Origin of the sequence: Pseudonocardia nantongensis (genome assembly GCF_046546495.1) — a bacterium.
GTDB classification, from domain to species: Bacteria; Actinomycetota; Actinomycetes; order Mycobacteriales; family Pseudonocardiaceae; genus Pseudonocardia; species Pseudonocardia nantongensis.
This window is the reverse complement of record NZ_JBKGXT010000011.1, coordinates 132242-152511: the sequence shown is the minus strand read 5'-3', so window position 1 is coordinate 152511 and position 20270 is coordinate 132242. Positions and strand designations below refer to the sequence as shown.

Genomic DNA, 20270 nt, shown 5'->3' with positions numbered 1-20270 from the left:
ACCGGCCGGCACTCATGCGGCATGAGTGCCGGCCGGCGCGTCAGACGCGCGCGAACGCCTTCTCGATCAGCTCGGCCTGCTCCACCTCGTGCACCTTCGACGAGCCGGCGGCCGGGGCCGCCATCCGCCGCCGGGACACCCGGGTGAACCGGCCGTTGAGCTGCGGGAGCTTCTGCGGCAGCTCCAGGCCGTAGTACGGCCAGGAGCCCTGGTTCGCCGGCTCCTCCTGGACCCAGCGGACCTCGGCGTCCGGGTAGCGCTCGAGCGTCTCGGTGATCTGCTCGAGCGGCATCGGGTAGAGCTGCTCCACCCGGACCAGCGCGGTGCCCTCGACCGAGGCGTCACCGTTCTTGCGGCGCTTCTCCCGCGCCGCGGCGAGTTCCCAGTAGATCTTGCCGCTGCAGAACAGCACCCGGTCGACGGCGGAGACCGGGCCGGTCGTGCCGGCGTGCTCCGGGTCGTCGATGACCGGCCGGAACCGGCCGTCGGTGAAGTCGGACAGCGGGCTGACGACCTGCTTGGCGCGCAGCATCCACTTCGGCGTGAACACCACCAGCGGCCTGCGCACCCCGTCCAGGGTGTGCTGGCGCAGCAGGTGGAAGTAGTTCGCCGGGTCGGACGGCAGCGCGACCGTCATCGAGCCCTCGGCGCACAGCGTCAGGAACCGCTCGATCCGGCCGGAGCTGTGGTCCGGGCCCTGCCCCTCCAGGCCGTGCGGCAGCAGCAGCGCGACGTCGGACATCTGGCCCCACTTCGCCTCACCGGACGAGATGAACTCGTCGATGATCGGCTGGGCGCCGTTGACGAAGTCGCCGAACTGGCCCTCCCACATCACCAGCGCGTCCGAGTTGGCCACCGAGTAGCCGTACTCGAACCCGACCGCGGCGAACTCGGACAGTGCCGAGTCGTAGGCCAGGAACCGGCCCTGGTCCTCGGAGAGGTTGCGCAGCGGGAAGTACTCGGCCCCGGTCTTGCGGTCGATGATCACCGAGTGCCGCTGGACGAACGTGCCCCGCCGCGAGTCCTGGCCGGAGAGCCGGATCAGCTTGCCGTCCATCGCCAGCGAACCCATGGCCAGCAGCTCGGCGAACGCCCAGTCGACGTCACCCTCGCGGGACATCTTGTAGCGCTTGCTCAGCACCGGCTCGACCCGCTTGTGGACGCTGAAGCCCTCCGGCAGCGAGCCGTGCGCGTCCCCGATCCGGTGCACCATCTCCAGCGGGATCGAGGTGTTCAGGTCGGCCGGGACGGTCTGCTCCTCCTCGACCGACGGGGAGACCACCGGCGGGGTCCTCTCCAGCTCACGCACCTCGTTGAACACGTGCTCGAGCTGGTTGGAGAAGTCCTTGAGCGCCTGCTCGGCCTCGTCGACGGTGATGTCCCCGCGCCCGATCAGCGACTCGGTGTAGAGCTTCCGGACGCTGCGCTTGGCGTCGATGATGTCGTACATCGACGGCTGGGTCATCGACGGGTCGTCGCCCTCGTTGTGCCCGCGCCGCCGGTAGCAGATCATGTCGATCACGACGTCGTTGTTCCAGCGCTCGCGGTACTCGACGGCCAGCTTGGCCACCCAGACGCACGCCTCGGGGTCGTCGCCGTTCACGTGGAACACCGGGGCACCGATCATCCTCGCGACGTCGGTGGAGTACTGCGTCGAGCGCGCGTGCTCCGGCGCGGTGGTGAACCCGACCTGGTTGTTGACGATGACGTGCACCGTGCCGCCGGTGCGGTAGCCGCGCAGCAGCGCCAGGTTCAGCGTCTCGGCGACCACGCCCTGGCCGGCGAACGCGGCGTCGCCGTGCATCATCAGCGGCAGCACCGTGAAGGCGCCGTCGCCCTTGTCCAGGATGTCCTGCTTGGCCCGGACGATGCCCTCCAGCACCGGGTCCACGGCCTCCAGGTGCGACGGGTTCGCGGTCAGCGAGACCGCCGTCTCGCCGTCGCCGAACATCCGGAAGTACTTGCCCTCGGCGCCGAGGTGGTACTTCACGTCGCCGGAACCGTGCGCCTGGCCGGGATCGAGGTTGCCCTCGAACTCGCGGAAGATCTGACTGATCGGCTTGCCGACGATGTTGGCCAGCACGTTCAGCCGGCCGCGGTGCGGCATGCCGACGACGACCTCGTCCATCTCCTGCTCGGCGGCCTTGTCCAGCACCGCGTCCATCAGCGGGATGACGGTCTCGCCGCCCTCCAGCGAGAACCGCTTCTGCCCGACGTACTTGGTCTGCAGGAACGTCTCGAACGCCTCGGCCGCGTTCAGCCGGGACAGGATGTACTTCTGCTCGGACTGGTCCGGCTTGTGGTGCGGGACCTCGATCCGCTCCTCGAGCCACTTGCGCTGCTCGGGGTCGGAGATGTGCATGTACTCGGTGCCGATGGTCCGGCAGTAGGACGCGCGCAGCAGCCCGAGCACGTCGCGCAGCTTCATGTGGCTCTCGCCGCCGAAACCGCCGACCGCGAAGTCGCGGTCCAGGTCCCACAGCGTCAGCCCGTGGCTCAGCACGTCCAGGTCCGGGTGCCGGCGCTGGCGGTAGTTCAGCGGGTCGGTGTCGGCCATCAGGTGACCGCGGGTCCGGTAGGACTCGATCAGCTCCAGCACCCGGGCGGTCTTGTCGACCTCGCCCTCGGGGATGTCGGTGACCCAGCGGATCGGCTCGTAGGGCACCCGCAGCGACGCGAAGACGTCGTCGTAGAAGTCGTTCTCGCCGAGCAGCAGCTGGTGCACCCGGCGCAGGAAGTCGCCGGACTCGGCGCCCTGGATGATCCGGTGGTCGTAGGTCGAGGTCAGCGTGATGATCTTACTGACGCCGAGCTCGGCCAGCCGCTCCTCGGACGCGCCCTGGAACGCGGCCGGGTACTCCATGGCGCCGACGCCGATGATCGCACCCTGCCCGACGGTCAGCCGCGGCACCGAGTGGTTGGTGCCCAGGGTGCCGGGGTTGGTCAGGCTGATCGTGGTGCCGGAGAAGTCCTCGGCGGTCAGCTTGCCGTCCCTGGCCTTGCGAACCATGCCCTCGTAGGCGGCCCAGAACTGCGCGAACGACATGCTCTCGCAGCCCTTGATGGACACGACGATGAGCGTGCGGTTGCCGTCCTTGCCCGGCATGTCCATCGCCAGGCCCAGGTTGACGTGCTCCGGCGTGACGATCGCCGACTTGCCGTCGGACTCGCCGAAGTGCCGGTTCATGTTCGGGAAGTCGGCCAGCGCCTTGACCAGCGCGTAGCCGATCAGGTGGGTGAACGACAGCTTCCCGCCGCGGGTCCGCTTGAGATGGTTGTTGATGACGATGCGGTTGTCGGCCAGCAGCTTGGCCGGGACGGCACGGACGCTCGTCGCGGTCGGGAGCTCCAGCGACGCGGTCATGTTCTTGGCGATGGCGTTGGCGGCCCCGCGCAGCGGGGTGGTGGTCGCGGCACCCCCGGCCTGGGCCGGCTTCGCGGCCTTGGACCCGCTGCCCGCCGCGGGCTTGCCGCGGTCCTGCGAACCGCCGGCCGGGGCGCCGTCGGTGGACGGCGCGCTCGCGCCCCGCAGCTTCTCGTCGATGGGCGGCGGTTCGGCCTTCGGGGTGACCGGCGGCGGCACGTCGCGGGCCGAGCCGGAGGCCCGCCCGGTCAGGGGGGAGCCGTTGGTCGAGCTGGGGACGGCCTTCTGCGCCGGCGACGACGTCGTGTCGCCGCTCGCGCCCGACCCTCCGCCCGACTGGTCGTCCTCGGTGGCCGAGCCCCGCGTCACGGCCCCCGAGGAGGGGGCGGCCGCGGCGGCGCCCGTGGAGGTACCGGCCTCGTCCTCGGTGCCCTGGTCCTGCTCACCGTCCCGGCCGTAGTCGGCGAAGAACTCGTGCCATGCCGGATCGACGGCCGACGGGTCCTCCTGGAATCGCTGGTACATCTCCTCGACGAGCCACTCGTTGGGTCCGAAGTCGCTCGCCAGTCGGGAAGTACTGCTCGATGACACTCTGCGTCAACCGCCTTGATAGCTGCTCGATTTGTCGCGACCGCGTACCAGGTTAGTCCCCTCCGGGCCAGGGGCGGCAGTGTGGCGTGACCCGGTCCGTGATCATTTCGTGATCGTCGGCATCGTGCTCGATTCAGAGCCTCGGCCGCCGCCGGGTCCCGGTGCCAGGGTTCCTGCCGCCGGCCTCGCTCAGAAGCCGGGTGGGGACCCGAGGACGTCGACGACCGAGGTGGAGACCGCGGTCTCGGCGACCACCGTCCCGACCGGTGGGCCGACCCGGGCCGGGCGGCGCACGGTGTCCCGCTCGCCCGTGTACTGGCCGTCGACCGGGGAGATCAGCAGCTCGCTGCGGACCGGGCCGTCGTCGTGCACCAGGGTGGGATGCGTCTCACCGTCGAGGTCGGTGCTCTCGCCCAGCGTGACGGCCGGCAGCTCGCGCAGCGCCGCGTAGATCACCGCGCGCACCTCGGCCGGGACCGCGCAGGTGCGCAGCGCGTCCACCGCGCTCTGGAACGGGCCGGTGTAGCCCCGCCCGGGCGGGCTGTCGTCGATCAGCCGTTGCAGCATCGCGTCCGGGTCCCGGGGCAGCGCGGCCACGAACGACGCCGTCGGATTGGACCAGCTGCCCGGCCGGGCCGCCGGGACGTGGCCGTGCAGCTCGGCGTAGAAGTCGCCGTGCGGGGCGCGGAACCGGCCGGTCGGCCACTGGTCGGCGAGCTCGAAACCGGCCTCGACGGCGGCCGCGCCGTCCCCGCAGAGCCACTGCATCCGGCCGGTCATCTCGCGGTCGAGCAGCCAGTCCTGCGCCGGGTCGGCCGGAGTCCACTGCTGCAGCAGATGCTCGGAGTAGTGCGCGCACAACTCGTCACCGACGAAGCAGGTGCCCATCCACCAGGCGTGGGTGGCGGTGTGCCGGTACTGGTCCGGGGAGATCGGCTCGTCGGAGGTCCGGATGGCCAGCTCCAGCAACTCAGCGCTCCTCCTCGTCGTGCCCGGAGCGGGGACGCAGCCGGGCGCGGTACCCGTGGACGACGTGGCTCATTCTGTACGGGTCGATGACGCGCCGTGATCCGGCCCCCGCCATTGGGCCGAACGGCGCAGCTCGGAGGGGGCCGGGACGGGGGCCCCGGCTCCGGTCAGGCGGCGGCGGGTGAACCGGTGAGCCGGAAGCCCTCGAACCCGCGCCGGGCGACGTCGGCGCAGGCCGCCGTGTACCGGGCGAAGCCGCCCGCGTAGGGCATGAACACCCGCGGCTTGCCGGGCACGTTCGCGCCCAGGTACCAGGACGTCGCCGCCCGCGGCAGCAGCGTCTGCTCCGAGACCTCCCGGGTGTGCTCGGCCCAGGCGCGCTCGGCGTCCCGGTCGGCCTCGATCCGGTCCGCGCCGGTGTCGCGCATGTGCGCCAGGCAGTCGGCGATCCAGTCCACGTGCTGCTCGATCGAGGTGGGCATGTTCGTCAGCACCGACGGGCTGAACGGCCCGGTGATCGTGAACATGTTCGGGAACCCGGAGACCGCGAGCCCGAGGTAGCTCCGCGGGCCCGCGGCCCACGCCCGGCGCAGTGACGTCCCGTCCGGGCCGACCGGGTCCAGCCGCAGCAGCGGCCCGGTGAGCGCGTCGAAGCCGGTCGCGAACACCAGGTCGTCGAGCTCGTACACGGTCCCGGACCGCAGCCGCAGCCCCTCCGGCACGACCGCCTCGATCGGATCCGCCCGCACGTCGACGAGCGTCACGTCGTCCCGGTTGTAGGTCTCGAAGTAGCCGGTGTCGATCGGCGGACGCTTCGTGGCGAAACCGTGGTCGCGGGGGAGCAGCGTCTCCGCGACCGCCGGGTCCTCCACGGTCTCCCGGATCCGGTCCCGGATGAACTCCGACGCGGTCTCGTTGGCGGCCTCGTCGGCGAGCAGGTCGGCGTAGGACGCCCGGAACCGCAGGCCCCCGCGTTCCCAGGCGGCCCGGTAGGCGCGCTCGCGCTCGTCGTCCGGGGGCTCCAGCGCGGACTGCGGGTTGACGACGAACGGGTGCCCGTTGGTCGAGCCCGCCTGGACCTCGCGGATCGCCGGGTAGTCGGCCTTGTAGGCGTCCGACTCGGCCCGGCTCAGCGGGCCGTTGCGGGCCGGGATCGAGTAGTTGGCGGTCCGCTGGAACACCGTCAGGTGTGACGCCGGCTCGGCCAGCACCGGGATGGCCTGGATGCCGGTCGAGCCGGTCCCGACCACGCCGACCCGGCGCCCGGTGACGTCGACGCCGTCGTGGGGCCACCGGCCGGTGTGGAACCAGCGACCGGCGAAGTCCGCCAGCCCCGGGATGTCCGGGACGTTCGCCGCGGACAGGCAGCCGACCGCGGTGATCAGGAACCGGCAGCGGACCGGGGCGGTGTCGGTGTCGGTGTCCGTGTCCGTGTCCGTGTCCGTGTCGACGGTCCACCCGCGGCCGTCGGCGTCGGCCCGGGCGCCGGTGACCCGGGTGCCGAACCGGATGTCGCGGCGCAGGTCGAACCGGTCGGTCACGTGGTCGAGGTAGTCCTTGATCTCCGGCTGGCGCGGGTAGCGCTCCGACCAGGTCCACTCCTGCTCGAGCGCGGAGTCGAAGGAGTAGCAGTAGTAGTAGCTCTCCGAGTCGCAGCGGGCGCCCGGGTAGCGGTTCCAGTACCAGGTCCCGCCGACCCCGGCGCCCTGCTCGAGCACGACCGCCGAGAGCCCCAGCCCGCGCAGCCGGTGCAGCATGTAGAGCCCGGCGAACCCGGCTCCGATGACGACGGCGTCGAAGGAGTCAACCTCGGTGTCGGCCATGCCGCCAGAGCATCACGACCGCGCGGGCCGGGCAACCGTCGTCAGGAAATCCAGTTCTTGAGCTTCTCGAACATCGCCGTGGTGGACGTGCCGCCGGAGGTCATCGGGTTCACGTGCAGGTGGGTGATCCCGTTCTCGCGCAGCGCCGCGATCCGCTCCCGGACGTGGCCCTCCGGGCCGATCAGCGAGACCTTGTCGATGAAGTCGTCCGGGAGGGCGGCCATCGCCTCCTCCTTCTTCCCGTCCAGGTAGAGGTCCTGCACGGTCTTCGCCTCGGCCTCGTAGCCCTGCTTGGCGAACACGGTGTTGTAGAAGTTCCTGCCGCGCGCGCCCATCCCGCCGATGTAGAGCGCGTACAGGCCACGGGCGGCCTGGCGGGCCGGCTCGAACATCTCCTCCTCGAGCGCGCAGATCCCGCCCCCGGTGATCTGCAGCGGGCCCAGCTCCGGCGCCCGCTTGGCGAACCCGGCCTGCAGGGCGGGACCGAAGACGTCGGAGATCTTCTCCGGCAGCACCGCGTGCGGCAGCCAGCCGTTCGCGAGCTCCGCGGTCATGGTCAGGTTCTTCTCCCCGAGGGCGGCGACCCAGATCGGGATGTCCGCCCGCTGCGGGTGGTTGATGATCTTCAACGGCTTGCCGAGTCCGGTGCCCTGGGCCTCGGGGAGCGGGATCGGGTAGAGGCCGTCGTTGGTGACCTTCTCCTCGCGCCTCCAGACCTTGCGGCAGATCTCGATGATCTCCCGGGTGCGGCCGATCGGCTTGTCGTAGGGCACCCCGTGGAAGCCCTCGATCACCTGCGGGCCGGACGCGCCCAGGCCGAGGTTGAACCGGCCGCCGGACAGCGCGTCGAGGCCGGCCGCGGTCATCGCGGTCAGCGTGGGGGTGCGGGAGTAGATGGGCAGGATCGCCGAGCCGATCTCCAGCCGCTCGGTGCGTGCGGCGAGGTAGCCGAGCAGCGAGACGGCGTCGAAGCTGTAGGCCTCGGCGGCCCACACGGCGTCGAGGCCGGCCCGCTCCATCTCGGTCACCGCGTCGGCGTTGCGGATGGGGTCGTCGCCGTAGGGCAGTACCGTCGAGAGCTTCACACCGACGTGACTAGCCCCAAGTTACTCACGGGTCAAGTCGCCGCACGGCAGAACCCGACCCGGGATAGGGGGGATTACCGCACTGCCGGGAGGGCCCCTCCGCGGGTCTCATGGAGCCATGACGCTCGAGGCCGCCCCTCCCCGCAGCAACACCCGCAGCGCACCCGCCCCCGTCACCGACGGCACCCGCCCCCCGGGTGCGATGGCCCTGATCGGCGTGTTCGTGGCCCTCCCGACACTGGCGCTGCTCGCTGCCGTACCGCTCGCCTGGGGGTGGGGCCTCGGCTGGGTCGACGTCGCGCTGTTCGCGATCTTCTACGCGGTCAGCGGTCTCGGCGTGACCGTCGGGTTCCACCGGTACTTCACGCACGGCGCGTTCAAGGCCAAGCGCCCGCTGCGGATCGCGCTGGCGATCGCCGGGAGCCTCTCGCTGCAGGGCAGCGTCCTCGACTGGGTCGGTGACCACCGCCGGCACCACGCGTTCTCCGACAAGGAGGGCGACCCGCACTCGCCGTGGCTCTACGGCACCGGCCCGAGGGCGCTGGCCAAGGGCTTCGTGCACTCGCACCTGGGCTGGCTGTTCGACCGCGACCTCACCAACATGAAGCGGTTCGCGCCGGACCTGCTCGAGGACAAGGACATCATGCGGGTCGGGAAGGCCTTCCCTCTGATCGTCGTGGCCAGCCTGCTCGGCCCGGCGCTGATCGGCGGTCTGATCACCATGTCCTGGTGGGGCGCCTTCACCGCGTTCTTCTGGGCCGGCCTGGTCCGGGTCGCGCTGCTGCACCACGTGACCTGGTCGATCAACTCGATCTGCCACATCTGGGGCGAGCGTCCGTTCGCCTCGCGGGACCGCTCCGCCAACGTCTGGTGGCTGGCCGTGCTGTCGTTCGGCGAGTCCTGGCACAACCTGCACCACGCCGACCCGACCTGCGCCCGGCACGGCGTCAAGAAGGGCCAGGTCGACATCTCGGCGGTCGTCATCCGCGGCTTCGAGAAGCTCGGGTGGGCGACCAACGTCCGCTGGCCCACCGCGCGCCGCCTGGAGCGGCTGGCCGGCAAGAAGAAGCAGGCCGCTGCCGCCTGATCTCCTCGCGTCATCCCGACGGCCCCGGCCGCACCACACGGTGCAGCCGGGGCCTCGTCGTTCGTGGGGTCAGCGGATCAGCGGCAGGACCGGCTCGAACGTCCGGCCGAGCGCGTGCCGCACGTCGAGCAGCCGGTCGGCGGCCCGGAACAGGGCATTCCTTTTGCGGGCCGAACCTGTCCGCGTCGGGTCGTAGCGTTCCGGTCATGACGACGTATGTGCTGGTCCCGGGGTTCTGGCTCGGTGCGTGGGCGTGGGACGCGGTCGCGGCGGAGCTGCGCGCCCGCGGTCACCAGGTGCGGGCGGTGGAGCTCGGGCACGCGGCCGCCGACACGGCCGAGTCGCACGTGGACGACGTGCTCGACGCGCTCGCCGGTCTGGACGAGCCGGCCGTGCTGGTCGGCCACAGCGGGGCCGGCCCGGTGTGCACGGCGGCCGCCGAGCGGGACCGGAGCAGCGTGGCGCGCCTGGTCCTGGTCGACACCGGGCCGCTACCGGACGGGGTCGCGCAGACCGAGTTCACCGAGCCGGGCACGCAGGAGTGGACCCGGGCTGCGATCGCCGCGCACGGCGGCGGGCAGCCGATGCCGACCCGCGCCGAGTTCGCCGAGCTGGGCACCAGCACCGAGGGTCTGTCCGACGAGCTGTTCGAGCAGGTGCACACGCGCTCGCTGGTCGAGCCGGCCGGGGCCGTGCTGAGCGGGGTCGCGCGGGGCGAGGTGGACCCGACACTGCCGAAGACCGTCGTGGCCTGCAGCTTCACCGCGGAACAGGTGTACCCGATGATCGAGGCCGGGGTGCCGGGGTTCGCCGAGATGGGCGGGGCGGAGTGGTCGTTCGCCGAGCTGCCGACCGGACACTGGCCGATGTTCTCCGAGCCGGAGCGGCTCGCGGCGATCCTCGACGGGTTGCGCTGACCCGCTCGGCGGCTGCCCGAGTCCCGCTCGCGGGCTCGCGACCCCGCCGACACCACGATCGGGCTCATTCCCAGCGCGCCAGCTCGGCGTCGGGAAGCGGTTCGAAGAGTGGCCGGGCCCTGAGCTGCGGAAACGACGGTGCCCGGGCCGGATGATCCGGCCCGGGCACCGCCGGGAACCGGGTGATCAGACCACGTCGTACCGGTCGGCCATCATGACCTTGTCCCACGCGGCGACGAAGTCGCGCACGAACTTGTCGCCCGCGTCGTCGCTGGCGTAGACCTCGGCCACCGCACGCAGCTCGGAGTTGGAGCCGAACACCAGGTCCGCCCGGGTGCCGGTCCAGCGCTTCGCGCCGGTCGCGCTGTCGATCCCCTCGAAGGAGTTCTCGTCACCGGCGACCGAGTGCCACTCGACGCCCGCCGCGAGCAGGGTGGTGAAGAAGTCGTTGCTCAGCGTGCCCGGCTCGTCGGTGAGCACGCCGGCGGTGCTGCCGCCGGTGTTGGCGCCGAGCACCCGCAGGCCGCCGACCAGGACCGTCAGCTCCGGCGCCGTGAGGCCGAGCAGGTTCGCCCGGTCGACGAGCCGGTACTCCGCCGGAAGCCGGCTCTCCTTGCCCAGGACGTTGCGGAACCCGTCGGTCGTCGGCTCCAGGTAGGAGAACGACTCGACGTCGGTCTGCTCCTGGGTCGCGTCGGTCCGGCCCGGGGTGAAGGGGACGGTCACGGCGTGACCGGCGTCCTTCGCGGCCTTCTCGACGCCGGCGGCACCCGCGAGCACGACCAGGTCGGCGAACGAGATCTTCTTGCCGCCACCGAGCGAGCCGTTGATCTCGGACTCGAGCGACTCCAGCTTCGAGATGACGGTGCTCAGCGAGTCCGGGTCGTTGACCTCCCAGCTGCGCTGCGGCTCCAGCCGGACGCGGCCGCCGTTGGCGCCGCCCCGCTTGTCGCTGGTCCGGAACGTCGAGGCCGCGGCCCACGCCGTCGACACCAGCTCGGAGACCGACAGGCCCGACTCGAGCACCTTTGCCTTGATCGACGCGACGTCGTCGGCGGAGACCAGCTCGTGGTCCACGGCGGGGACCGGGTCCTGCCAGAGCTCCTGCTGGGCCGGCACCCAGGCGCCGACGTAGCGCTCGCGCGGGCCCATGTCGCGGTGGGTCAGCTTGTACCAGGCACGGGCGAACGCGTCGGCGAACTCGTCCGGGTTCTGCAGGAACCGCCGCGCGATCGGCTCGTAGATCGGGTCGAACCGCAGCGCCAGGTCGGTGGTGAGCATGGTCGGCTTGCGGGCCGGCTGCCCCTCCTCCGGGTCCGGGATGATCGCCTCGGCGTCCTTGGCGACGTACTGCCAGGCACCGGCCGGGGACTTCTCGAGCTCCCACTCGTAGGCGAACAGGAACTCGAGGAAGTCGTGGCTCCACCGGTTCGGGGTGCGGGTCCAGATGACCTCGAGCCCGGAGGTGATGGCGTCGCGGCCCTTGCCCGAACCGAAGTTCTGCTTCCAGCCGAGGCCCTGCTCGGTGATGTCGGCGGCCTCCGGTTCGGGACCGACGTTGCCGTTCTCGTCCGGGTTCGCCGCACCGTGGGTCTTGCCGAGAGTGTGGCCACCGGCGATCAGCGCGAGGGTCTCCTCGTCGTTCATCGCCATCCGGCCGAAGGTCTCGCGGATGTCGCGGGCCGCGGCGATCGGGTCGGCGCTTGCGTCCGGGCCCTCCGGGTTGACGTAGATCAGGCCCATGTGCGACGCGCCGAGCGGCTCCTCCAGCTCGCGGTGCGCGATGTCGGTGTTGCCGCCGTAGCGCGCGGAGTTGCCGAGCCACTCGGTCTCGGCACCCCAGTAGACGTCCTCGTCCGGCTCCCAGACGTCGGCACGCCCGCCGGCGAAGCCGAAGGTCGTGAGGCCCGAGACCTCCAGCGCGCGGTTGCCCGCGAAGACCAGCAGGTCGGCCCAGGAGACCTTGCGGCCCCACTTCTGCTTGACCGGCCACAGCAGACGGCGGGCCTTGTCCAGGTTGCCGTTGTCCGGCCAGCTGTTCAGCGGGGCGAAGCGCTGCATGCCGGCGCCCGCGCCGCCGCGGCCGTCGAAGGTCCGGTAGGTGCCGGCGGAGTGCCAGGCCATCCGGATGAAGAACCCGGCGTAGCTGCCGTGGTCGGCGGGCCACCAGTCCTGCGAGGTGGTGATGACCGCGTCGACGTCCGCGGCCAGCTGGTCGAGGTCGACGGTGGCGAACTCCGCGGCGTAGTCGAACTCGCCGTGGAACGGGTCGGAGGCGGCCTGGTGCTTGCGCAGGACCTTCAGGTTGAGCTGGTTCGGCCACCAGTCCTGGTTGCCGCCCCCCTCTGTCGGGTGGGCGATGCGTCCGTGGACGACGGGGCAGCCCCCGTCCTCCTCCTGGTTCAGCTCGCTCTCGACGGTGGCGTGCTCGTCAGACACGGGGAGTCCTTCCGGGATCAGTGGATGAGCAGTCGGGGCACCGGCCCCAGTAGACGACCTCGGCCTCGTCGATCACGAAGCCGCTGTCGTCGGACGCGGTGAGACAGGGTGCGGCGCCGACGGTGCAGTCGACGTCGGCGATGGCCCCGCAGGACCGGCAGACGACGTGATGGTGGTTGTCGCCGACGCGCGCCTCGTACCGTGCGACGGATCCCGACGGCTGGATGCGCCGGACGAGTCCGGCACCGGTGAGGGCCCGCAGGACGTCGTAGACGGCCTGGTGGGACACCTCGCCGAGATCCTCCCGCACGCCCCGGATGATCGAGTCCGTGTCGGCGTGCGGGTGGTCGTGCACGGCGGTCAGCACGGCCAGCCGAGGGCGGGTCACGCGCAGCGAGGCCGCGCGCAACATGCCCTCATGGTCCGTAGCGATCAACACGACCGGGAGCCTGCCGCGTTTTCTGGAACAGGTCAAGTTTCAGTCGTGTCTCGTCATCAGACGGTGGAGCGTTCGCGGCCCTCCCAGTAGGGCCCGCGCAGGTCCTTCTTGAGGATCTTGCCGGTCGGGTTGCGGGGGAGCTCGTCGAGCACGTCCACGGTCTTCGGGCACTTGAACGACGCCAGCCGGTCGCGCGCGAAGGCGATCAGCCCGGCCGGGTCGACCGACGTGCCGGCGGCGGCGACCACGCATGCCTTGGGCACCTCGCCCCAGCGGTCGTCCGGCACCCCGATCACCGCGACGTCGGCGACGGCCGGGTGCTCGGCCAGCACCCGCTCGATCTCGGCCGGGTACACGTTCTCGCCGCCGGAGACGATCATGTCCTTGATCCGGTCGGTGACGTAGACGTAGCCGTCGGCGTCGATGTGCCCGCCGTCGCCGGAGCGCAGCCAGCCGTCATCGGTGATCGCCGACGCGGTCGCCTCCGGCTTCTGCCAGTACCCGCTCATCAGCTGGTCGGTGCGCACCCAGATCTCACCGGGCTCGTCGATGCCGAGCCGCTCGCCGGTGGCCGGGTCGCGGATCTCGATGGTCACGCCGGTGATCGGCCGCCCGGCCGAGACGAGCCGGTGCGCGACCGCGGGATCGGTGTGGTCCTCCGGGCCGAGCGAGCTGACCACGCCGCAGGCCTCGGTCATGCCGTAGACCTGGTGCAGCTTCGGGCCGAACAGCTCCAGGCTCGCCCGCATCACCGGCAGCGGCATCGGGGAGGCCCCGTAGGAGATCGCCCGCAACGACGAGTAGTCCCGCTCGGCCGCGCCGGGCACCTGGGTCATCGCCCCCATCAGTGCCGGCACCCAGAACGTGTGCGTGATGCCCTCGGTCGCGACCATGTCCAGCAGCGCAGCCGGGTCGGGCATCCGGGCCAGCACGATCCGCGCGCCCTGGCCGAGGGCGACGAAGGCGTAGCTCGTCCCGCCGACGTGGAACAGCGGCATCGCGACCTGGACGACGTCGCCGGGGCCCAGCTCGAAGTCCGCGGCCACGTGGGCGGCGTGCGCCAGCATCCCGGCGTGGGTGAGCATCGCGCCCTTCGGGAACCCGGTCGTCCCCGAGGTGTAGAGCTGCACGAAGCAGTCGCCGGGGGCGGCGTCGTAGGGCTCGGTGTCCGGCTCGTGCGCGCTCAGGAACGCCTCGTACTCGTCCTGCTCCCCGCCGACGTGCAGCACCCGGCGCACGGTGTCCAGCTGCTCGCGCAGGCCGGCCGCTGCCGCGGCGAACTCCGGTCCGACCAGCAGCAGCGACGCCCGCGCGTCGTTGATCATGTAGTGGATCTCCGGCGGCGCGAGCCGGAAGTTGACCACCGCGTTCGCCGCGCCGATCCGGGCGCAGGCCAGCGACAGCTCCACACAGGACGGGTGGTTCAGGTCGAGCACCGCGACCCGGTCGCCGGGCCCGATCCCTTCCGCGCGCAGCGCGGACGCCAGCCGGCGCACCCGCTCGTCCAGCTCGGACCAGGTCCGCCGGGTGTCGCCGAAGCGCAGCGCCTCGTCGTCCGGGCGCTCGGCGGCGTGCCGCTGGATCAGCGACGAGACGGTGCTGCTCGGGTCGATCACGGGTGCTCCTCGGGGGGTCGGCTCGGAAGGCGGCTCACGGAGGACGTCGGCACGGCCGTGTCCGGTGTGACGGGGGTCATCCTGTCCGTTTCGCCGGAACGGCACCAGGGGCCCGGGCGCCGGCCAACCCCCTGCGTGGGCCGCCCGCGCGCATCGGCCAGGATGGCGGGGCACGCGGACGGCCCGCCGAGGCCGTCGGAGCGATCCAGGCGGGAGGCCCACGTGCAGCAGGCTGCACCGCCCGGTCCCGGGCGGATCACCGTCGAGGGGCTGGGCAAGAAGTTCGGCCCGGTGGAGGCGGTACGCGACCTGTCGTTCACCGTCGAGCCGGGCTCGGTCACCGGCTTCCTCGGCCCGAACGGGTCGGGCAAGACCACGACGCTGCGGATGATCCTCGGCCTGGTGGCGCCGACCACCGGGCGGGCGCTGATCGACGGCGTCCCGTTCGCCGAGCTGGGGTCGCCCGGCTCGGTCGTCGGCGCCGTGCTGGAGGTTCACGGCGGGCACCCGAAGCGCACCGCCCGGGCGCACCTGCGGGCGATCGCGGCCGCCATCGAGGTCCCGGACTCCAAGGTCGACGAGGTGCTCGCGCTGGTCGGGCTGACCGACGCGGCGCACCGCCACGTCGGCGGGTTCTCGCTCGGCATGAACCAGCGGCTCGCGCTGGCCGCGGCGCTGCTCGGCGACCCGCGGATCCTGGTGCTCGACGAGCCGGGCAACGGCCTGGACCCGGACGGGATCGCCTGGCTGCGCTCGTTCGTGCAGGCCTTCGCGGCCTCCGGGCGCAGCGTGCTGGTGTCGTCGCACCAGCTGGCCGAGATGGAGCTGACCGCGCAACGGCTGGTGGTGATCGACCGTGGCCGGTGCCGGTTCGACGGTGCGGTGTCCGAGCTGCGCGCCGGACAGGGCGGGCGGGTGCTGGTCCGCCCGGCCGACCCGGCCGGGCTGGCCGAGGCGCTGGTCGCGGACGGCCTCACCGAGGTCGACCGGATCGACGACGGGTGGCTCGCGGTGGCCGGCGCGGACGCGGTGCGGGTCGGGGACCTCGCGCTGGCGGCCGGGATCGCGGTGCACGGGATGACCGAGGAGCAGGTCGGGCTGGAGCAGATGTTCCTGCGCCTGCTGGCCGGGGAGGACGCACGATGACCGCGACGACCCCGACCACCCCGGCGACCGGCGGCCTGCGGCGCTGGCAGGCCGTGCTGCGCGCGGAGGTCCGCCGGACGCTGTCGGTGAACCTGTGGTGGCTGCTGCTGCTCCCGGCGCTGCTGGTGGCGCTGGCGATGAGCCTGTTCGGCGGGCTGATCTCGCTGCTGGTGCCCGCGGCCACCGAGACCTCGTCGATCGTGCTGCTCACCGGGATGGCGTCGGCCCTGAGCGCGACCGCGATCGTCGGCGCGGCCTTCGGGACGTTGCTCGCGGCCGGGGAGTACCGGCACCGCACGATCACGCAGGCGTTCCTCACCGGTGGCCGTACCCAGGTGCTGACCGCGAAGGTGATCGTCGCCGCGGTGGTGGCCGGGCTGTACGGGCTGCTGGTGGCGCTGCTCGGCCCGCTGTTCGGCGGGGCCGTGCTCGGCGGGCAGCAGCTGCCCGGCTGGGGACAGCTCGCCGGGCTGGGCGCGATCGGGATCCTGGTCTGCGCGCTGTGGGGGGTGCTCGGCGTCGCGATCGGGACGCTGGTGCCCAACCAGGCCGGTGCGGTCGCGCTGACCGTCGGCTACCTGCTGGTCGGGGAGAACGTGCTGGCCGGGGCGCTGCGCACCGGGGACTCCGGGATCGGGGACCCGTCGGTGTTCGCCCGGCTGACCTCGTTCCTGCCCGGCAACGCCGGTGACCTCGCTCTCTACGAGGCGCCGGTGTCGCTGGCCGGGCCGGGCGCGGACGGCCGGCTGGTGCTGGAGTTCCTGGCCGGGGTCAGTGCCCCACCGCCCGGCTGGGTGTCGCTGCTGGTCCTGGTGGCCTGGACCGCAGCCGGGGTCGCGCTCGCCGCCGTCGTCGGGGGCCGGCGGGACATCACCTGACCCCGCTCCCGGGCGGACTGTCGGGGGGCGGGCATAGCCTGATCCGGTGCCCCGAACCCCTTCCGCCGACCAGGCCCGCGAGGGCTGGGTGCGGCGTCTCGCCCGAGCCTGCCTGAAGCACCGTCGTGTCACGTTCGGCGCGTTGCTGGCCTCGATGGCCGGGGTCGGGCTGGAGGCGGTCGCGCCGCTGCTCATCCGCACCGGGGTGAACGGCGTGGTCGGCGGGGACCCGGGCGTGCTCACGCCGGTGGTGCTCGGCCTGCTGCTGCTCGGTGTGCTCAAGTTCGGCGGGGCGTTCGTCCGCCGATACCTCGGCGGCAAGATGGCGCTGAACGTCCAGCACGACCTGCGGCGGGCGGTGTTCGCCGCGGTCCAGCGGATGGACGGGGTGCGCCAGGACCGGCTGCGTACCGGGCAGGTCGCCTCGCGGTCCATCTCCGACCTGCAGCTCGTCCAGGGCTTCCTGTCGATGGTGCCGCTGTCGGCGGGCACCGTGGTGCTGGTCGTCGTTGCGGTGTCGGCGATGCTGTGGCTCTCGCCGATGCTGACGGTCATCGCGCTGGTCATGCTGCCCCTGGCGTTCCTGGCCACGAACCGGATCCGCCGCAAGCTCTTCCCCGCCACCTGGTCGGCCCAGCAGCGGGCGGCCGAGATCGCCCAGCAGGTCGAGGAGACCGTCACCGGTGTGCGGGTGGTCAAGGGCTTCGGCCAGGAGGCCCGGGAGATCTCGTCGCTGGAGCAGCGGGCGCACCGGCTCTACGGCGAGCGGCTGCGTGCGGCCGGGCTGACCGCCCGGCTGAACCCGGCGCTGCTCGCCCTGCCCGGGCTCGGCCAGGTCGCGGTGATCGGGGTGGGCGGCTACATGGCCGCGCAGGGCTCGATCGACCTCGGCACGTTCCTGGCCTTCACCACCTACGTGGGGATGCTGGTCGGGCCGGCCCGGCTGATCGGGGCACTGGTCGTCACCGGCCAGCTCACCCGGGCCGCCGCCGAGCGGGTCTTCGAGATCGCCGACGCCGAGCCGGAGATCGTGGATCCGGACCACCCGCGCGAGCTGCCGGAGGGGCCGCTGACCGTCGAGTTCGACGAGGTCCGGTTCGGCTACGAGCCGGCCGGCTCCGGCCCGGACGGCGACGCGGCACCCGACCCGGTACTGGACGGGTTGTCGCTGCGCGTCGAGCCGGGGGAGACGCTCGCGCTGGTCGGCCCGCCCGGGTCGGGCAAGTCGACGGTCGCGCTGCTGCTGCCGCGGTTCTACGACCCGCAGGCGGGCGGCCTGCGGATGGGCGGGACCGACGTGCGCGAGCTGCGCCTGCACGACCTGCGCGCCGAGCTGGGCGTGGTGTTCGAGGAGGCGTTCCTGTTCTCCGACACCATCCGCAACAACATCGCCTACGGCCGTCCGGACGCGAGCGACGACGAGATCCGCGCCGCCGCCGAGGCCGCGCAGGTCGCGGGGTTCGTCGAGGAGCTGGCCGAGGGCTACGACACCGAGATCGGTGAGCGCGGGCTGACCCTGTCCGGCGGGCAGCGGCAGCGGATCGCGCTGGCCCGGGCGATGCTCACCCGGCCCCGGGTGCTGGTGCTCGACGACGCGACGTCCGCGGTCGACACCGCCACCGAGGCCGCGATCCACGAGACGCTGCACGAGCTGACGGCCGAGCGCACCACGCTGCTGGTCGCGCACCGGCGGTCGACGCTGGCCCTGGCCGACCGGATCGCGGTGCTGGACCGCGGCCGGGTGGTCGACGTGGGCACCGAGGACGAGCTGCGCGGCCGGTGCGCGCTGTTCCGCGACCTGCTGGCGACCGGGCCCGCCGACGAGCTCGGCGGCTCGGAGCGCCGGGCCCCCGCCGGGGTCCCGTCGCCGGACGCGGGGGACGGCGCGCTCGCGACCGGCGACGGCGTGTCCGCAGCCGGGGGCGCGGTCCCGGCCGGGGGCGCCACGCCGGAGCTGTGGCCCGAGGTGGACCGTCCCGAGGACCCGGACCGGGCGCTCGGGCGCGAGGCCGGCGGCGGTGGCGGGAGCTGGGCCGGCGGGCTCAGCGCGACCCCCGAGCTGCTCGACGCCGTCGCGAAGCTCCCCCCGGCCACCGAGTCGCCGCGGCTGCGCGGCGAGGGCGACCCGACGGCACCGGACCCGCGGTTCCGGCTGTCGTCGCTGCTGCGCCCGGTACGGCTGCTGCTGGTGCTGGGCGTCTCGCTGATGGCCGCCGACGCGCTCGCCACGCTGGCGCTGCCGACCATCGCGCGCGTGGCGGTCGACTCCGGCATCGTCGCGGACTCGACCCGGGTGCTGGTCGTCGCGGCGCTGGCCGGGCTGCTGATCGTGGCGGCCGACGCCGTCGTGGTCGGGTTCCAGACGCTGGTCACCGCACGCGCCGGGGAGAGCCTGCTCTACCTGCTGCGGCTGCGCAGCTACGCGCACCTGCAGCGGCTCGGGCTCGACTACTACGAGCGCGAGCTGTCCGGCCGGATCATGACCCGGATGACCACCGACGTCGACGCGCTCTCCAGCTTCCTGCAGACCGGGCTGGCGCAGGCGGTGGTCAGCGTGCTGACGATCGGCGGCGTCGCGGTGGCCCTGGTCGTGACCGACGCCGAGCTCGCACTCGTCGCGCTGGGCTGGTTGCTGCCGCTGCTGGCGATCGGGACGGTCGTGTTCCGCCGCTACTCGTCCAGGGCCTACGCCGAGGCGCGCGAGCGGGTCAGCGTCGTTAACGCCGACCTGCAGGAGAACGTCAGCGGCGTGCGCATCGCGCAGGCCTACGTCCGCGAGGAGATCAGCTACGACCGCTTCGGCGAGCGGTCGGACGCCTACCGCCGCTCGCGGCTGCAGGCGCAGCGCTACATCGCGCTGTACTTCCCGTTCGTGGCGTTCCTGTCCGACATCGCGAGCGCGGTGGTGCTCGGCGTCGGCGGGGCGATGATCGGCTCCGGGCAGATCACCGCGGGCGTGCTCACCGCGTTCCTGCTGTACCTGACGTTGTTCTTCGGGCCGGTGCAGCAGCTCTCCCAGGTCTTCGACGCCTACCAGCAGGCCCGGGTCGGCCTGAACCGGATCTCCGACCTGCTGCGCACGCCCACCTCGGTGCCGGACCGGGCGGACGGCGACGCGGGCTCCGTCCCGGTGCCGGAGCGGATGCGCGGCGAGGTGGAGCTCGATCACGTGACGTTCCGCTACACCGGTGTGGACACCCCGGCGCTGGACGACGTGAGCCTGCGGATCCCCTCCGGCGAGACGGTCGCGCTGGTGGGCGCGACCGGGGCCGGGAAGTCCACGCTGATCAAGCTGCTGGCCCGGTTCTACGACACCGGCGACGGCCAGGTCCGGGTGGACGGCGTCGACGTGCGGCGCTACCCGCTGTCCGGGTACCGGTCCCGGCTCGGCGTGGTGCCGCAGGAGGCACACCTGTTCACCGGCGACGTCGCGTCGAACATCGCCTACGGCCGCCCGGACGCGAGCCCGGAGCGGATCGAGGCCGCGGCCCGCGCGGTGGGCGCCCTGGACCTGGTGCGGTCGCTGCGGGCCGGGTTCCGGACGCCGGTCGGCGAGCGCGGCCAGGGCCTGTCGGCCGGACAGCGGCAGCTGGTCGCGCTGGCCCGCGCCGAGCTGGTCGACCCGGACGTCCTGATCTTCGACGAGGCCACGGCGGCACTCGACCCGGCGACCGAGGCGACCGTGCTCGCCGCGGGCGAGCGGGTGTCGTCCCGGCGGACCGCGTTCGTGGTGGCGCACCGGCTGCAGACCGCGCGCCGCTCGGACCGGATCGTGGTGCTCGCCGGCGGCCGGATCGTCGAGGAGGGCCCGCACGACGAGCTGGTCCGCGCCAACGGCCGCTACGCCGCCCTCTGGCGCGCCGGCGAACTCGAGCCGGAACCCGACAGCCCCCTGGCCGCCCGAACCTGACCCGGG

At 72.6% G+C, this 20270-nt stretch carries 12 protein-coding genes; 5 read left to right on the top strand and 7 right to left on the bottom strand.

Annotation, left to right across the window (positions count from 1 at the left end; all coding sequences use genetic code 11):
* Window positions 1–40: 40 nt before the first annotated feature.
* The 4 genes from ACLFMI_RS14060 to ACLFMI_RS14045 all read right to left on the bottom strand — a co-directional run bounded on the left by ACLFMI_RS14060 (window position 41) and on the right by ACLFMI_RS14045 (window position 7832).
* Complete coding sequence (locus tag ACLFMI_RS14060) at window positions 41–3889, bottom strand: multifunctional oxoglutarate decarboxylase/oxoglutarate dehydrogenase thiamine pyrophosphate-binding subunit/dihydrolipoyllysine-residue succinyltransferase subunit (RefSeq protein WP_410948277.1); 3849 nt, start codon at window positions 3887–3889, stop codon at window positions 41–43.
* Window positions 3890–4144: 255 nt separating this feature from the next.
* Window positions 4145–4924 (bottom strand): hypothetical protein, encoded by a 780-nt coding sequence (locus ACLFMI_RS14055; RefSeq protein ID WP_410948276.1) that lies wholly within the window; start codon window positions 4922–4924, stop codon window positions 4145–4147.
* 167 nt (window positions 4925–5091) lie between these two features.
* Window positions 5092–6747: a flavin-containing monooxygenase gene (locus tag ACLFMI_RS14050; RefSeq protein ID WP_410948275.1), complete on the bottom strand. Its 1656-nt coding sequence runs from the start codon at window positions 6745–6747 to the stop codon at window positions 5092–5094.
* Between the two features lie 41 nt (window positions 6748–6788).
* Complete coding sequence (locus tag ACLFMI_RS14045) at window positions 6789–7832, bottom strand: LLM class F420-dependent oxidoreductase (RefSeq protein ID WP_410948274.1); 1044 nt, start codon at window positions 7830–7832, stop codon at window positions 6789–6791.
* A gap of 118 nt (window positions 7833–7950) precedes the next feature.
* Between ACLFMI_RS14045 and ACLFMI_RS14040 the strand changes: the two genes are divergently transcribed.
* Entirely contained in the window at window positions 7951–8919 is a 969-nt protein-coding gene (locus tag ACLFMI_RS14040; RefSeq protein ID WP_410948273.1) for an acyl-CoA desaturase, read from the top strand.
* Entirely contained in the window at window positions 8838–9836 is a 999-nt protein-coding gene (locus ACLFMI_RS14035) for an alpha/beta fold hydrolase (RefSeq protein ID WP_410948272.1), read from the top strand. The genes ACLFMI_RS14040 and ACLFMI_RS14035 overlap by 82 nt, the downstream gene beginning before the upstream one ends.
* A gap of 186 nt (window positions 9837–10022) precedes the next feature.
* Here the strand turns inward: ACLFMI_RS14035 and katG are convergent, their stop codons facing one another.
* The 3 genes from katG to ACLFMI_RS14020 all read right to left on the bottom strand — a co-directional run bounded on the left by katG (window position 10023) and on the right by ACLFMI_RS14020 (window position 14330).
* Complete coding sequence (gene katG, locus ACLFMI_RS14030; protein ID WP_410948271.1) at window positions 10023–12275, bottom strand: catalase/peroxidase HPI; 2253 nt, start codon at window positions 12273–12275, stop codon at window positions 10023–10025.
* Window positions 12268–12687, bottom strand: a complete 420-nt coding sequence (locus ACLFMI_RS14025; protein ID WP_410948323.1) for a Fur family transcriptional regulator — start codon at window positions 12685–12687, stop codon at window positions 12268–12270. The genes katG and ACLFMI_RS14025 overlap by 8 nt, the downstream gene beginning before the upstream one ends.
* Before the next feature lie 83 nt (window positions 12688–12770).
* Window positions 12771–14330, bottom strand: coding sequence for a long-chain-fatty-acid--CoA ligase (locus ACLFMI_RS14020; RefSeq protein WP_410948270.1), 1560 nt, complete (start codon window positions 14328–14330; stop codon window positions 12771–12773).
* Between the two features lie 222 nt (window positions 14331–14552).
* On the opposite strand from ACLFMI_RS14020, the gene ACLFMI_RS14015 reads away from it, so the two are divergent.
* From ACLFMI_RS14015 to ACLFMI_RS14005, 3 genes are read left to right on the top strand one after another with little or no spacing between them, the layout of a single operon-like run.
* Window positions 14553–15476 (top strand): ATP-binding cassette domain-containing protein, encoded by a 924-nt coding sequence (locus ACLFMI_RS14015; RefSeq protein WP_410948269.1) that lies wholly within the window; start codon window positions 14553–14555, stop codon window positions 15474–15476.
* Window positions 15473–16354 carry a hypothetical protein gene (locus ACLFMI_RS14010; RefSeq protein WP_410948268.1) on the top strand — a complete coding sequence of 294 codons (882 nt, stop codon included), beginning with the start codon at window positions 15473–15475 and terminating at the stop codon, window positions 16352–16354. Before ACLFMI_RS14015 ends, ACLFMI_RS14010 begins: the two co-directional genes overlap by 4 nt.
* 46 nt (window positions 16355–16400) lie before the next feature.
* On the top strand, window positions 16401–20264 hold the full coding sequence (locus ACLFMI_RS14005) for an ABC transporter ATP-binding protein (protein ID WP_410948267.1): 3864 nt from the start codon (window positions 16401–16403) through the stop codon (window positions 20262–20264).
* The last annotated feature ends 6 nt before the right edge of the window (window positions 20265–20270 follow it).

Bases quoted from the DNA above. Each gene is read 5' to 3' on its own strand.
- ACLFMI_RS14060 (WP_410948277.1), bottom strand. From the start codon at position 3,889: ATGTACCAGCGATTCCAGGAGGACCCGTCGGCCGTCGATCCGGCATGG.
- ACLFMI_RS14050 (WP_410948275.1), bottom strand. From the start codon at position 6,747: ATGGCCGACACCGAGGTTGACTCCTTCGACGCCGTCGTCATCGGAGCC.
- ACLFMI_RS14040 (WP_410948273.1), top strand. From the start codon at position 7,951: ATGACGCTCGAGGCCGCCCCTCCCCGCAGCAACACCCGCAGCGCACCC.
- ACLFMI_RS14025 (WP_410948323.1), bottom strand. From the start codon at position 12,687: ATGTTGCGCGCGGCCTCGCTGCGCGTGACCCGCCCTCGGCTGGCCGTG.
- ACLFMI_RS14010 (WP_410948268.1), top strand. From the start codon at position 15,473: ATGACCGCGACGACCCCGACCACCCCGGCGACCGGCGGCCTGCGGCGC.